The following is a 14297-nucleotide window of genomic DNA, read 5'->3' as shown; positions in this document are numbered from 1 at the left end:
GCATGGCATCGGATTCTATCGTCAATTGGAGCCTGCTTGCACTGTCCGCGCCCGGCTGGGGCGGCGTGCTACTGCAAGGCTTCGTCAATTCCATCCAGATCGCCATCGGCGGTTTTGCGCTCGGCCTGACGCTCGGCGTCGGCGGCGCCTTCGGCAAGCTCTATGGCGGGCCGATCCTGCGTGATCTGCTCGAATGCTACACCACCGTCGTCAGAGCCGTGCCCGAGCTGGTGCTCATCCTTCTTCTCTACTACGCCGGCACCGATCTCCTGAACCAGTTGCTCGCACTGTTCTCGATCGGCCCGGTCGACATCAGCGGCCTGATGGCCGGCATCTTCGTCATCGGCGTGGTCCAGGGCGCCTATTCCACTGAAGTCCTTCGCGGTGCAATCAAGGCGGTTCCGGCCGGTCAGATCGAGGCCGCGCGTGCCTATGGCATGTCGCCGCTGAAGGTGCTGCGGCGCATCACTCTGCCGGCGATGTTGCCCTATGCCATTCCCGGCCTCTCCAATCTCTGGCTGATCGCCACCAAAGACACCGCACTTCTGGCAGTCGTCGGCTTCAGCGAACTGACACTGGTCACGCGGCAGGCGGCGGGCACGACCAAGGCCTACCTCTTGTTCTTCCTGGCCGCAGGCGCGCTCTATCTGGCGCTGACGCTCGTTTCCAACGTCTTCATCGGCATGCTGGAACGGCATGCGAGGCGCGGTTTCGCGGAGCAGCGATGACGGATCAAACCACCCACGCCGTCGCCTACACACCCGAGGACCTGCCCACCGCACGCAGCTTCTTCCAACCACATCGCATCGTGATGATGCTGGTCTTTGCCGCCTTCGTCGTCTGCGTCGCCGTCTTCATGCGCTGGGACTGGCTGCCGCGTTACCTGCCACGGCTCGGCTGGGGCATCCTCGTCAGCCTGGTGATGCTGTTCAGCACCGCGATCCTCGGCTTCCTGCTGGCGGTGCCGATCGGGCTCGCGCAGGTAACCGGCCCCTGGTTCTTCAAGCTGCCGGCCAAGGTGTTCTGCACGGTCATTCGTGGCACGCCGCTGCTCTTGCAGCTCTGGCTTCTCTATTACGGGCTCGGCTCGCTCTTCCCGCAGTTTCCCGCCATCCGCCAATCCTTCCTCTGGCCCTATCTGCGCGAGGCGTGGCCCTATGGCGTTGCGGCGTTGACGATATCGTTTGCGGCTTATGAGGGCGAAGTGATGCGCGGCGCCTTTGCAGGCGTTCCCGCCGGCGAACTGGAGGCGGCGAAAGCCTATGGCATGAGCCGCTGGACGATGTTCCGCCGCATCTGGCTGCCGCGCGCCATCCATCGCGCCCTGCCGACGCTCAACGGCGAGACGGTGCTGCAGCTGAAATCGACCCCACTGGTGGCGACGATCACGGTCGTCGACGTCTATGCCGTCATCTCCAAGGTGCGGCAGGAAACGTTCCTGACCTACGAGCCGCTGCTGTTGCTCGCGCTCATCTACATGTGCCTCACCGGCATTCTGGTGGTGGCCTTCCGGACATTCGAAAACCGCATACCAACCCGTGGTGCCTGACATGAAGCTCTCCTCTTCCATCGACAACGCCATGCCGGACCTCGTCGCCATCCGCCACGACCTGCATGCCCATCCGGAACTGGGGCTGGAAGAGACGCGAACCTCGGCCTTCATCGCAAGGCACCTCGCCGAGCTCGGCTACGAAGTGACGACGGGGCTGGCCAAAACCGGTGTCGTCGGGACGCTGCGCAACGGCGGTGGATCACGGTCGATCGGCATTCGCGCCGATATCGACGCACTGCCGATCCTGGAGGAAACCGGCCTCGGCTACGCCAGCAAGACACCGGGGCTGATGCATGCCTGCGGCCACGACGGCCACACGACGATGCTGCTCGGCGCCGCGCGCGCACTTGCCGAACGCCGCAATTTCGATGGCACCATCCACCTGATCTTCCAGCCGGCCGAGGAGAATTTCGGCGGCGCCAAGATCATGATGGACGAAGGGTTGTTTGAAAAATTCCCCTGCGACGCGGTCTTTGCGCTTCACAACGAACCAGGCCTGCCCTTCGGTCAGTTCGCTTTGCGCGAAGGACCTATCATGGCGGCGGTGGACGAGGCGCGCATCACCGTGCACGGACGCGGCGGCCATGGAGCAGAACCGCAGGAGACGGCGGATCCCATTGTCTGCGGCGCCTCGATCATCATGGCGCTGCAATCGATCGTCTCGCGCAACATCCATCCGATGGACCCGTCCGTCGTCACCGTCGGCGCCTTCCATGCGGGTTCGGCCAGCAACATCATCCCGGAACGCGCCGAGATCGTTGTCGGCATCCGCTCCTTCGAACCTGCCGTTCGTGACGAGCTGGAACGCCGCATCCGCATGATCGCCGAGGCGCAGGCAACGAGCTTCGGCATGCGCGCGACGGTCGACTACCTGCGCAGCTACGACGCGACCATCAACCACAAGGCAGAGACGGATTTCGTCCGTGACCTCGCCGTTCGTTTTGCCGGTACCGACAACGTCGTCGATCTCGCCCGCCCCTTCATGGGCAGCGAGGATTTCGCCTACATGCTGCAGGAGCGGCCGGGGACCTACTTCTTCCTCGGCTCGAAAGTGAGCGGCGAGGAGAAGCCCCTTCATCATCCAGGCTATAATTTCAACGACGATCTCCTGCCGATCGGCGCCGCATTCTGGACCGAGCTTGCGGAAGCCTATCTGCCGACCCGCTGAAAGCCGGCCCTCGAGCTTAAAGCACATTCCACTTCTTCGCGCCGGCGCTGACCGGCGTGCCCGCTCCCTTTTGCCGCAAGCGCGACATTGCCGCAGTGTGACAACATGGCGGCCCGCCCATCATTGACCTTTGGCAATTTTGGCGCAGATTCAAGCACATGCTGAAACGCGGGTACAACCACAGGATTGACCCGGTCTGAAAGGCACTGCGCAAGGCCTGGGATCGCAATGATGCGGGGCTGAACGTGCGCAGCAGACCAGAAAGCTGCAGCGACCTCCGTACGTCGGAATCGACGCCCGGCGCTGCGCGTCTGAAAGGATTGTGCCCGTGTTCGAAAATTTCGATGCGACGATACTTGCCCGCATCCAGTTCGCCTTCACCGTCTCGTTCCACATCATCTTCCCGGCCTTCTCGATCGGGCTTGCAAGCTACCTTGCGGTGCTTGAAGCGTTGTGGCTGTGGAAGAAGGACGAGGTCTATCTCGAGCTGTTCAATTTCTGGAAGACGATCTTCGCCGTCGCCTTCGGCATGGGCGTCGTCTCCGGCATCGTCATGTCCTACCAGTTCGGCACCAACTGGAGCGTCTTTTCCGACAAGGCCGGGCCGATCATCGGGCCACTGATGGGTTATGAGGTGCTGACCGCCTTCTTCCTCGAGGCAGGCTTTCTCGGTGTGATGCTCTTCGGCCTCAACCGCGTCGGGCCACAGCTGCATTTCCTGGCGACTGCCATGGTCGCGATCGGCACACTGATCTCGGCCACCTGGATCCTTTCGGCAAATTCGTGGATGCAGACGCCGAGAGGCTTTGAAATCAACGACGTCGGACAGTTCGTACCGGTCGACTGGTGGGCAATCGTCTTCAACCCATCCTTCCCCTATCGCCTGGTGCACATGGTGCTTGCCGCCTACCTGACGACAGCCTTTGTCGTCGGCGCCTGCGGTGCCTGGCATCTCATCCGCAGGACCGCACCGCGCCGCGCGCGAAAAATGTTCTCGATGGCGATGTGGATGGCGGCGATCGTCGCGCCGATCCAGATCTTTGCCGGCGACATGCACGGGCTCAACACGCTGGAGCATCAGCCGGCCAAGGTGATGGCGATGGAAGGCCACTACCAAAGCCACCCGGAAGGGGCTCCGCTCATTCTTTTCGGCATTCCCAATTCAGCCGAGAAACGCGTCGACTACGCTATCGAGGTGCCGAAGCTGTCCAGCCTGATCCTCAAGCACGATCTCAACGCGCCGCTTGCCGGCCTCGACACCATTGCCGAGGAACTGCATCCGCCTGTCGGCATCGTCTTCTGGTCGTTCCGCATCATGGTCGGCCTCGGCTTCGCCATGCTCGGCATCGGGCTCTGGAGCCTGTGGTGTCGGTATCGCGGCACCCTCGACAGCAATGCCTGGCTGCATCGCGCCGCCGTCGCGATGGGACCCGCCGGCTTCGTCGCCGTGCTCGCCGGCTGGGTCACCACCGAAGTCGGCCGCCAGCCCTATACGGTCTACGGCCATCTGCTGACAAAAGACTCGGTCGCACCGATTGCAGCACCCGCCGTCGGCGCTTCGCTGCTGGCCTTCATCATCGTCTACTTCTTCGTTTTCGGCGCCGGCACCTTCTACATCCTGCGGCTGATGGCGCGGCTGCCGCGCGATCCGACGCCCGATCTCGACGAGGGACCGATCCGCACGGCCGGTGCCGCTCTCGCCAATCCCCATGGAGGTCATCATGGACATTGATCTGCCGCTGATCTGGGCCGGTATCATCGCCTTTGCGGTTCTCGCCTATGTCATCCTCGACGGGTTCGACCTCGGTGTCGGCATTCTCTTTCCGTTCTTTCCCGAGAAGCATGATCGCGACGTGATGATGAACTCGGTCGCGCCCGTCTGGGACGGCAACGAGACCTGGCTCGTGCTCGGCGGCGGCGGCCTGATGGCGGTGTTCCCGCTCGCCTACGCCACCATCCTGCCCGCGCTTTACGCGCCGATCATCGCCATGGTGATCGGCCTCATCTTCCGCGGTGTTGCCTTCGAATATCGCTGGCGAACGAGGCGGGCAGAGTATCTCTGGAACTGGGCCTTTGCCGGTGGCTCGATGCTCGCCGCCTTCGCGCAAGGCATCACGCTCGGGGCGCTGGTTCAGGGCATCCCCATCGCCAACCGCGCCTATATCGGTGGGTGGTGGGACTGGCTCACGCCATTCTCGATCATGACAGGCATTGCCGTCGTCGTCGGCTATGCCCTGCTCGGCGCCACCTGGCTGGTCATGAAGACCCATGGGGACCTGGCGGATCGGGCACGAAACCTCGCTCTCAAATGCTCGTTCGGCACCATCGCCGCCATGGGCATCGTCAGCCTGTGGACACCGTTCCTCGAGCCGCTTTATCTGCAACGCTGGTTCGGCTGGCCGACGGCGATCTTCAGCATCATCGTGCCACTCCTGGTGCTTGGCTGCCTCTATTTGCTGATAACGGGCATCAGGACCCGCCATGACAGCAGGCCGTTCCTTGCCGCGCTCGGGTTGTTCGTGCTCGGCTATGCCGGCATCGGCATCAGTTTCTTTCCCTATATCGTGCCACCATCGCTGACGATCTGGGATGCGGCAGCACCCGACGCGAGCCTGTCGTTCCTGCTGGCCGGCGCGCTGGTGCTGGTGCCGATCATCCTTGCCTATACCGGCTACGCCTATTGGGTGTTCCGCGGCAAGATCGACCCGGAGGAGGGCTACCATTGAAAAGCGAAACGGGAACCGGCCGCAAGCTGCTGTGGTTCGTCGGCCTCTGGTGTGCGGGCGTGGCGGCCGTCACCGTCGTCGGGCTTGCCATCAAGTTGATGATCGGCACCTGATTGTAATCATTAGATGACAGGGCAAAAAGCCTCGCTCAAGCTTGGCGGGTTAGCTTTCCTCAACACGTCAGCAGGCGATCGCCGCGGACGGAGACAGGACCGCACCCTCCTCCCCCGCCAAGCGATCGCCTGCTGAGGTGACCACCGTTCCGGTGGCACGTGGTGAGCACCGCCCTGTTGGAATCCCAGCACAGTGCGACCCTGTTGCCTCTTCTCAGATCACCCGCCGTTTGTTAGCAGTGCGCCGCAAGAGCGCCGCATGCCCCTGCGGGGCGCCAGGCATCCCTGCCGCAACCGGACGAGACAGATGCAAAAGACCCCAGCCGAATGCACTGATATGGCGGACGTGCGCGCCGAGATCGATCGGCTCGATCAGGCGCTGATGGCACTTTTCGCCGAGCGCTGGGGCTATATCGACCGGGCGGCGGAAATCAAACGGCCATTGAACCTGAAAGCCGATATCCCGGCGCGGGTGATGGAAGTGCGGGAAAATGCCCGCAAGAATGCGGAAAGCCAAGGCCTCGACCCGGCTTTCTACGAGGATCTCTGGGCGCGGCTGATCAACCACGCCATCGCGCACGAGCAGAAGATACTGGGCGAGACGGACGGCGACGATCAAGCGCGCTGATCGCGCAACTCACGCCAGCCGGATCAGAGGACGCGCCAGATCGTAGCTGTTCTTGCGTGCGAGATGTTCTTCCCAGGCGAATGCACTCTGGACGATCACTTCAAGGCTTGCATGGACTGGCACCCAATCCAGCTTCAGCCGCGCCAGCGACGGATCGGCGACGATACGTGCGATATCGCCCGGTCGCCTCGGCCCATGCTCGACTGCGATGTCATGGCCGGAGAGGCGCCTGATGGCGTCGATGACCTGCAACACGGAAAAACCCTCGCCATAGCCGCAATTGCTGACCAGTGGCTCCCCGCCGGCCCTGAGATAGGCAAGCGCGCGCATATGGGCTTCGACCAGATCCGTGACGTGGATGTAATCGCGCACGCCGGTTCCATCCGGTGTCGGATAGTCGGTTCCGTAGATATCGATCTTTGGCCTTTTGCCGAGGGCGGCCTCGCAGGCGACCTTGATCAGGTGCGTCGCCCCCGTCGTCGACTGGCCGGTTCGGCCCTTGGGGTCGGCGCCGGCAACATTGAAATAGCGCAGCGCCACATAGCGGAATGCATGCGCAGCCGCTGCATCCCGCAGCATCAACTCGGCCATCAGCTTCGACAGTCCGTAAGGGCTTTCCGGGTGGGGTGTCGCCGTCTCGCGGACCGGGTCTTCACCGTCCTGACTACCGTAAACGGCGGCCGTCGACGAAAAGACGAAATGACCGACCCCGGCCTTTATGCCCGCCTCGATCAACGTGCAGGTATTGGCGGTGTTGTTTTGGTAATAGGCCAATGGATGGGCAACGGATTCAGGCACGATCGCAGAGCCTGCAAAATGCACGATCGCGTCAATGGCGTGTTCTTCAAAGATCCGCGCAAGCAAGGCCTTGTCGCCGACGTCACCGCGATAGAAGCGTGCCTCGGGCGGCACGGCCCAGCGAAAACCGGTCGATAGCCGATCGAGCACGACCACATCCTCATGCGCGTCGAGCAACGCCCACGTCATGTGACTGCCGATATAGCCGGCACCGCCCGTTACCAACACGGCCATTCGCTGCGTCCCGTTCCCTAGACCATCGCAGACAGCAAAGCCCATCGATGCTTTCGGAATAGGTAAAGGCGGCACGCCGGCACGGTCGCGTGGGCACAATTCCTTGGTGTAGAGTTAAGAAAGGGTCACGCCGGGAACCCGCGGGCCGCAACACCCACGGGCCGAGGCCAGGACGGAGGCTCAGCGGCCGAGAATGTAATTCTGCAGGCGGCTTGCCGCTTCGGCGACCTGCGCCGGATCGCGCAGGAAGCAGGCACGCATGAACAGCGAACCGCCATCGCCGAAGGCTGTTCCCGGCGCAAGGCCGACACCCGTCTTGTCGACGATGTCGATGGCCGCCGCGCGCGAATCCGTAACGCCGTCGATCTTGAGGAACGTATAGATCGCGCCGTCGGGCTTCAGCGTCTCGACCCGATTGGTGGCAATCAATGCGTCGCAAAGCAGGTCACGGCTCTGTGCCGCCTTGGCGATGTTGGCGTCGACGAAAGCATCGCCCTCGTCCAGAGCCACCACGGCGCCGCGCTGCATGAACTGTGCAACGCCCGAGGTCGCGTATTGCACCAGATTTTCAAGCACCTGGCCGATTGCCGGCGGCGCAACGATCCAGCCGACGCGCCAGCCGGTCATCGACCAGTTCTTGGAGAAGGAGTTGACGAAGATGATGCGCTCGTCATCGTCCATCACGTCGAGGAAGGAAGGCGCCCGGCCGCCAGCGTAATGATAAAGCGCATAGATCTCGTCGGAGACGATCCACAGGCCGTGTTTGCGCGCAAGTCCAAGGATGGCGCGCAGATCGTCATGGCTCGCGGTCCAGCCGGTCGGGTTCGACGGTGTATTGATGAACAGGGCCTTGGTCTTCGGGCCTATCGCCGCTTCGAGTCGCTCAAGGTCGAGCTGCCACATGCCGTTTTCGAAACGAAGCTGCACCGGGACCGGCTTGGCGCCCGACAGTTCGGCGGCGGCAGCAAAATTCGGCCAGGCGGGGGTCAGAAGCACCATTTCATCGCCTGGCGAGGTGATGGCCTCGATCGCAAGCTTGATCGCCTGCATGCCCGAGCCGGTGACGTAGAAATGGTCCGGAGACAGATCCTTCTGGAAGCGGCGCTGATAGTATCGCGACAGCGCCTCGCGCAGCGGCGGAATGCCGCGCTGCCAGGTGTAGAAGGTCTCACCGGCGAGCAGCGCTTCGCTGGTCGCCTCGGAAATGAAGGCTGGCGTCGAAAGATCGCCTTCACCCACCCAGAGCGGGATCAGACCGTCGCGCCCACGGGCATAATTCACAACCTCGACGATGCCGCTTTCCGGCGCTGCGAGTGCACGGGGGCTGATGGTGGTCATGATGGTCATCGACGGGCTCCTGGATCACGACGATCTTGGGACGGATCGTCCACAGGATGATAAACGTGAACGATTCTGATAGGTTAGAGACAGGCGATCGGAAGGCCGCACATGCCTTTCCTCAACCCCGCTCCGCAATTGCCCATCGCTTCTAGCCGCTTTCGCAGCGGCGATCACACGACTTTATCTGACCGGTTTATTGATTTCTGTGATGTTTCGCGGACTCCGCCCCTGGGCGGAGCCCGCGAAAACAAAACTCAGGCGCGCTGTTTCAACAGGTCGCGAATTTCCGACAGAAGCAGGATGTCCTCCGGCGGCGGTGCGGCCGGTGCTGCTTGCTTCTGCTTTTCGAGCGATGCGCGCATGCGGTTCACCGCCTTGATCATCAGGAAGATAATCCAGGCGAGGATCAGGAAGTTGATGAGGACGGTGATGAAGTTGCCATAGGCAAAGACGGCACCCTGCTGACGGGCAGCAGCCAGAGACGTCGCCGTCACATTGGCCGAGAGCGGCAGGAAGTAATTGGAGAAATCGAAGCCGCCGCCCGTCAGAGCGCCGACGATCGGCATCACGAGGTCTTCGACAACCGACGTGACAATCTTGCTGAAGGCAGCGCCGATGATCACACCGACCGCGAGATCCATGACGTTCCCGCGGGCAATAAACTCTTTGAACTCATTCAGCATACGTCTCTCCGTATATCCCCGTTGAAGGCGACCGCCGGCGCTGTCCCGCGCTGCAACCGTTCACGAAATCTAAACCAAAGCCGCCAGCGAAGAAACCTTTCTTTGCCTTTGATCAAATCGCGTGCAAGCGAGTTCTGCGGTCGCGGGCCGCACGCGATCCAAGACTGCAGACCGGCCACGTTTTTCCCAGTCTCGCCTTGGACTTAAGACTGATGCCGGAGGCAATTCTCAACCTCCCGGACTTGGCCTATGCTGACGCCCGGAGGAATGAGGCATGCTCTCGGGTTCGGTCATCTTCGCCTCGGCTTTCGCCTATCTGCTGCTGCTTTTCGCAGTCGCAAGCTACGGCGACAGGCGGGCCAGGAGAAAAAGCTCTGCGGTCAAAGGCAGGCCGCTGGTCTATGCGCTGAGCCTTGCGATCTATTGCACGTCCTGGACCTATTTCGGCGGCATCGGGCTTGCGGCCGAGCGTGGCCTCGAATTCACCGGCATCTACATCGGCCCGATCCTGATGTTCACACTCGGCATGCCGCTGATCCGCAAGATCATCCGGCTCGCCAAGACCGAGAAGCTGACGTCGGTCGCCGACTTCATTGCCGCCCGACACGGCAAGAACCCCGCGGTCGCCGCGATCGTCGCGCTGATTTCGCTGGTCGGCGCCGTGCCCTATATCGCGCTACAGCTGAAGGCGATCTCGAGCTCGGTCGCGGCCATGATCAACACCAGCGACTATGGCATCGGCGCTGGGCAAAGCTTCATCGACCTGCCGCTTCTCGTCACCCTGTTTCTCGCCTGCTTCGCCATCGTCTTCGGCACCCGCCATACGGATGCCACCGAACACCAGGACGGCCTAATCCTGGCGATCGCGATGGAATCGGTGGTCAAGCTGGTGGCGCTGATCACCGCCGGCCTCTACATCGTCTTCGTGATCTTCGACGGACCGTCGCACCTGTGGGCGCTCGCCCAGCAGAGCCCGGCGGTCGAGCAGGCGCTCCACTACGAAACGCCGATCGCGCGCTGGATCCTCCTGATCGTCACCTCGGCCTTCGCGATCATCATGCTGCCGCGGCAGTTTCACGTCACCGTCGTCGAGAACCGCACGGAAGGCGAATTGCGCACCGCCGGCATTCTCTTTCCGCTCTATCTCGTCGCCATCAACCTCTTCGTCCTGCCCATCGCCATCGCCGGCATCCTGACCTTCTCCGGCTCCGGCGACGCCGACCTCTATCTCCTGACGCTGCCGCTCGCCAACGGCCTGCCGCTGTTGACGCTGATCACTTTCATCGGCGGTTTTTCCGCCGCGACGGCGATGGTCATCGTCGCCTCCGTGGCGCTGTCGATCATGATCTCCAACGATATCGTCATGCCGGTGTTCCTGCGCCGAAACCTCGGCCAGCGAGGTGGGCTGCAGGAAAATCTCGCAGGCACGCTGCTCAACATCCGCCGTACGGCGATCTTCGTCGTGCTTTTGCTCGGCTATGCCTATTACCGTTCGGCCGACATCAGCGCCGGTCTCGCCTCGCTCGGCCTGCTGTCTTTTGTCGCGATCTCACAGATGGCCCCGTCGCTGCTCGGCGGTCTCGTCTGGCGGCAGGCCAATGCCCGTGGCGCGATCTGTGGCATGGTCTCGGGTTTCTTCGTCTGGGCCTATCTCCTGTTCCTGCCGAGCCTTGGCGGGCCTGACAACTCGCATGTCGCAACGACGGTGCTCAGCTTCCTGCTTCCCTTCACCGACGTCTTTTCCGGAGCCGACGCCGATCCGTTGGTCAACGCCACGGCCCTCAGCCTGCTGGTCAACCTGACCATGTATGTGCTCGCCTCCCTGACGCGTGCGCCCAAGCCGCTCGAACGGTTCCAGGCCGGCGTCTTCATCACCAGGCGCTCGCGCAGCGAAAGAGCGTTTCGTGGCCGCAAGACCAAGGTTACCGTTCGCGACCTCAAGGCGACGATCGCCCGCTACATGGGCGACGAGCGGATGCAGCGCTCGTTCCACACCTATGAACGCCAGTCCGGCCGCTGGCTCGACGACAATGCTCCGGCCGACATGGCGCTCGTGCATTTTTCCGAGCAGCTGCTCGGCAGCGCCATCGGTTCGTCCTCCGCGCGCCTCGTCTTTTCGCTGGTGCTGCAGCGGGTGGACGACACTTCATCGGATACGGCCTGGCTGCTCGACCAGGCAAGCGAAGCGCTGCAATACAATCAGGATATGCTGCAGACCGCGCTTTCGCAGATGGACCAGGGCATCGCCGTCTTCGACAATGCCAACAATCTGATCATATGGAACAGGCGCTTCCGCCAGCTGCTCGACCTGCCGGAGGCGGCCGGCCAGGTGGGCTTTCCGCTGGCCGACATCGTCGCGATTCTCACCAAGCGCGGTGACATCCGCAAGGAGGACGAGAAGCGACTGATCGCCAACTTCCTGACGCTCGACAAGCCGTTCCTGCTTGAGCTAGGCAACGATCAGCAGATCATCGAAGTGCGCACCAATGCCATGCCCGACAAGGGCATCGTCACGACCTATACCGACATCACCCAGCGCGTCGCCGCCGACATGGCGCTGAAACAGGCCAACGAAACGCTTGAGCTGCGCGTCGCCGAGCGCACCGGTGAATTGACCCGCGTGAACCACGAGCTGGCCGAAGCGCGGGCGGCGGCCGAAGAAGCCAATATCGGCAAGACGCGGTTCTTTGCCGCCGCCGGCCACGACATCCTGCAGCCGCTCAACGCCGCCCGGCTCTACTCGTCCTCGCTTGTCGAGCGACTGGGGGAATCCGACAACAGCACGCTGGTGGAAAACATCGATTCCTCGCTCGAATCGGTCGAGGCCATTCTCGGCGCCGTGCTCGATATCTCCCGCCTCGACACCGGGGCGATGAAGGCACGGCTGCAGTCCGTGCCGCTCAACGATCTCCTGCGCCGCGTCGAAACGGATTTCGCACCGATGGCGCGGGCAAAAGACCTAGAACTGGTGGTGATGCCGACGTCGCTGGTGGTGCGCACCGACCCGAACCTGCTCAGGCGCGTCGTCCAGAACCTTGTCTCGAACGCGGTCAAATATACGCTTCGGGGCAAGGTGCTCGTCGGCGTGCGCCGGCGCGGCAAGATGGCGACGATCGAGGTGCTGGATTCCGGCATCGGCATACCCGCTTCCAAGTTCCGCACGGTCTTCAAGGAGTTCGCCCGGCTTGACGAAGGCGCGCGCACCGCGTCCGGCCTTGGCCTGGGGCTTTCGATCGTCGACCGTATCTCGCGCGTGCTCAACCATCCTGTCAGCCTGCAGTCGAAACCCGGCAAGGGCACCGGCTTCAAGGTCACCGTGCCGCTCGATCCGACCGCTGGAGAACGGGTCACCGTCGGGCCTGCCCCGACGACGAAGGCCAGCGAGGCGCTCAACGGGCTGCGCGTGCTCTGCATCGACAATGAACCGCGCATCATCGAAGGCATGCGGGTGCTGCTATCGGGCTGGGGCTGCGTCGTCACGACGGCGGAATCGCTTACCGCCTGCACTGAGGTGTCGGCGTCCGCGCAGGAGCGCCCGCATGCCATCATTGCCGACTACCACCTCGACGACGGCACAGGGATCGAGGCGATCGCTCGGATCCGGGCGCTGTTTGGCGAAAACATCCCGGCCCTGCTGGTCACTGCCGACCGATCGCCGGAAGTCCGTGGTGCTGCGGAACGCGACGGCGTCGGCCTGCAGAACAAGCCGGTTCGCCCCGCCGCAATGCGCGCGTGGCTGACCCAGCTTTCAACAGCTGCGAAAGCGGCGGCGGAGTAAGCCTGATCCGGCGACTTCAGGCCGCCGCGACCGTGCCTATCTTCGAAAGCTGGATGACCGCCTGCGTGCGGCTGTCGACGTTGAGTTTCAACAGGATCGCCGAGACATGCGCCTTGATGGTCGCCTCGGAAACCCCGAGTTCATAGGCGATCTGCTTGTTGAGCAGGCCCTCGCCGAGCATGCTGAGCACCCGCGATTGCTGCGGCGTCAATGTCTGCAGCCGCTGCAGGAGATCGGCCACCTCGGGCTCATATTCCTGCCCCTGCGTATAGCCGGCCGGCACGAAGACTTCGCCGGCCATGACTTTCTCGATACCACCGCGGATTTCCTCGATGCCCGCCGATTTCGACAGGAAGCCGGAGGCGCCGAGATCGAGCGCACGGTGGATCGTCGCGGGATCGTCATGGGCAGACACCACCATGACCGGCAGGCTTGGAAATTCGGCGCGCAGCGCAATCAGGCCCGACAGGCCGCTGACACCCGGCATGGTCAGGTCGAGCAGCATCAGGTCGGCATCGGGACAATCGGCGGCGGCCTTGCGGGCGGCGGCAAAGTCGCCGGCTTCGACGATGGCAGGCGCACCGGCCATGCCGCTCAATGCCTGCCGCATCGCGCCACGAAACAGCGGGTGATCGTCTGCGATGATGATGGTCATGTCCGGCGTCATGTCGCTCCCTCCCAAGAGCTTCGGCTACAACCCACGTCCCCACGCCGGTTGTCGCCGCACGGTCCGTCCGACCCGTCAGGTCTTCTGCGGCGACGCGGGGTCGCTGCTGCCGTCAAGATCCTTCACGATATCCATGAACTTGCGCATCATTCTTTCCATGATGCCCATTGTCCGGTCAATCTCTTCGTCGGTCGGAAGGTCCGGTTTTGCGACGCCTCCACCGGATTCGACGGCCTTTTCCAACGCTTCCACCCGCTTGGTCAATAGATCGATCTCCAACTCGAAGGCCGTGCGCTCATCGGCGGCCATGCGGCAGACGAGTTGGCCATCCTTCTCCAGGCAGAGCGAGACCTCGCCGGTCTGGGTGTCGAGCCGGGCAATGCCGGTCTCCGACTTCTGCATGGCGTAGCGACCGGGTGTCGGCTCCTGGGCGCGCGCGCCTGCGGCAAGGCCAAAGCCAGCGGCGACCAGCAGAACTGCGATTGCTTTCTTCATCACTTCCTCTCCATTGCGGACATCAGGGCGGAAATCCGCCGGTGAACGACCTTCAGCAATGGACAATTGCCGATATTTGCGGCAAGGCCACGACAAGATATCACGACGGACAAG

The 14297-nt window shown here is 62.8% G+C and carries 12 protein-coding genes; 7 read left to right on the top strand and 5 right to left on the bottom strand.

Features of this window, described 5'->3' with window-relative positions; translation table 11 throughout:
• The first annotated feature begins 2 nt into the window (after nt 1–2).
• The 6 genes from HT585_RS02520 (at nt 3) to HT585_RS02495 (ending at nt 6187) form a co-directional block, all read left to right on the top strand.
• Nucleotides 3–728 carry an ABC transporter permease gene (locus HT585_RS02520; protein ID WP_176351475.1) on the top strand — a complete coding sequence of 242 codons (726 nt, stop codon included), beginning with the start codon at nt 3–5 and terminating at the stop codon, nt 726–728.
• A complete protein-coding gene (locus tag HT585_RS02515) occupies nt 725–1549 on the top strand; it encodes an ABC transporter permease (RefSeq protein WP_176351474.1) in 825 nt (274 codons plus the stop codon). Before HT585_RS02520 ends, HT585_RS02515 begins: the two co-directional genes overlap by 4 nt.
• A gap of 1 nt (nt 1550) precedes the next feature.
• Nucleotides 1551–2720, top strand: coding sequence for a M20 aminoacylase family protein (locus HT585_RS02510; RefSeq protein ID WP_176351473.1), 1170 nt, complete (start codon nt 1551–1553; stop codon nt 2718–2720).
• A 328-nt stretch (nt 2721–3048) separates the two neighbouring features.
• A complete protein-coding gene (locus tag HT585_RS02505) occupies nt 3049–4452 on the top strand; it encodes a cytochrome ubiquinol oxidase subunit I (RefSeq protein WP_176351472.1) in 1404 nt (467 codons plus the stop codon).
• Entirely contained in the window at nt 4442–5446 is a 1005-nt protein-coding gene (gene cydB, locus HT585_RS02500; RefSeq protein ID WP_176351471.1) for a cytochrome d ubiquinol oxidase subunit II, read from the top strand. Before HT585_RS02505 ends, cydB begins: the two co-directional genes overlap by 11 nt.
• 420 nt (nt 5447–5866) lie before the next feature.
• On the top strand, nt 5867–6187 hold the full coding sequence (locus HT585_RS02495; RefSeq protein ID WP_176351470.1) for a chorismate mutase family protein: 321 nt from the start codon (nt 5867–5869) through the stop codon (nt 6185–6187).
• Between the two features lie 9 nt (nt 6188–6196).
• On the opposite strand, the gene galE is transcribed toward HT585_RS02495, so the two are convergent.
• The 3 genes from galE to mscL all read right to left on the bottom strand — a co-directional run bounded on the left by galE (nt 6197) and on the right by mscL (nt 9243).
• Entirely contained in the window at nt 6197–7219 is a 1023-nt protein-coding gene (galE, locus tag HT585_RS02490; protein WP_176351469.1) for a UDP-glucose 4-epimerase GalE, read from the bottom strand.
• Between the two features lie 180 nt (nt 7220–7399).
• Nucleotides 7400–8566 (bottom strand): pyridoxal phosphate-dependent aminotransferase, encoded by a 1167-nt coding sequence (locus HT585_RS02485; RefSeq protein WP_176351468.1) that lies wholly within the window; start codon nt 8564–8566, stop codon nt 7400–7402.
• Nucleotides 8567–8814: 248 nt separating this feature from the next.
• Entirely contained in the window at nt 8815–9243 is a 429-nt protein-coding gene (gene mscL, locus HT585_RS02480; protein WP_176351467.1) for a large conductance mechanosensitive channel protein MscL, read from the bottom strand.
• A gap of 274 nt (nt 9244–9517) precedes the next feature.
• On the opposite strand from mscL, the gene HT585_RS02475 reads away from it, so the two are divergent.
• Nucleotides 9518–13021 (top strand): PAS domain-containing hybrid sensor histidine kinase/response regulator, encoded by a 3504-nt coding sequence (locus HT585_RS02475; protein ID WP_176351466.1) that lies wholly within the window; start codon nt 9518–9520, stop codon nt 13019–13021.
• A gap of 16 nt (nt 13022–13037) precedes the next feature.
• On the opposite strand, the gene HT585_RS02470 is transcribed toward HT585_RS02475, so the two are convergent.
• Both HT585_RS02470 and HT585_RS02465 read right to left on the bottom strand, forming a co-directional pair.
• Entirely contained in the window at nt 13038–13688 is a 651-nt protein-coding gene (locus HT585_RS02470; protein ID WP_173418940.1) for a response regulator, read from the bottom strand.
• Nucleotides 13689–13763: 75 nt separating this feature from the next.
• Nucleotides 13764–14183 (bottom strand): hypothetical protein, encoded by a 420-nt coding sequence (locus HT585_RS02465; RefSeq protein WP_176351465.1) that lies wholly within the window; start codon nt 14181–14183, stop codon nt 13764–13766.
• Nucleotides 14184–14297: the final 114 nt, after the last annotated feature.

This window comes from Ensifer oleiphilus (assembly GCF_013371465.1).
In the GTDB taxonomy this organism is placed as follows: domain Bacteria; phylum Pseudomonadota; class Alphaproteobacteria; order Rhizobiales; family Rhizobiaceae; genus Ensifer; species Ensifer oleiphilus.
This window is presented reverse-complemented; position numbering and strand designations above follow the sequence as displayed.

Bases quoted from the DNA above. Each gene is read 5' to 3' on its own strand.
- HT585_RS02495 (WP_176351470.1), top strand. From the start codon at position 5,867: ATGCAAAAGACCCCAGCCGAATGCACTGATATGGCGGACGTGCGCGCC.
- galE (WP_176351469.1), bottom strand. From the start codon at position 7,219: ATGGCCGTGTTGGTAACGGGCGGTGCCGGCTATATCGGCAGTCACATG.
- mscL (WP_176351467.1), bottom strand. From the start codon at position 9,243: ATGCTGAATGAGTTCAAAGAGTTTATTGCCCGCGGGAACGTCATGGAT.
- HT585_RS02515 (WP_176351474.1), top strand. From the start codon at position 725: ATGACGGATCAAACCACCCACGCCGTCGCCTACACACCCGAGGACCTG.
- cydB (WP_176351471.1), top strand. From the start codon at position 4,442: ATGGACATTGATCTGCCGCTGATCTGGGCCGGTATCATCGCCTTTGCG.
- HT585_RS02520 (WP_176351475.1), top strand. From the start codon at position 3: ATGGCATCGGATTCTATCGTCAATTGGAGCCTGCTTGCACTGTCCGCG.
- HT585_RS02510 (WP_176351473.1), top strand. From the start codon at position 1,551: ATGAAGCTCTCCTCTTCCATCGACAACGCCATGCCGGACCTCGTCGCC.
- HT585_RS02470 (WP_173418940.1), bottom strand. From the start codon at position 13,688: ATGACGCCGGACATGACCATCATCATCGCAGACGATCACCCGCTGTTT.
- HT585_RS02465 (WP_176351465.1), bottom strand. From the start codon at position 14,183: ATGAAGAAAGCAATCGCAGTTCTGCTGGTCGCCGCTGGCTTTGGCCTT.
- HT585_RS02475 (WP_176351466.1), top strand. From the start codon at position 9,518: ATGCTCTCGGGTTCGGTCATCTTCGCCTCGGCTTTCGCCTATCTGCTG.
- HT585_RS02485 (WP_176351468.1), bottom strand. From the start codon at position 8,566: ATGACCATCATGACCACCATCAGCCCCCGTGCACTCGCAGCGCCGGAA.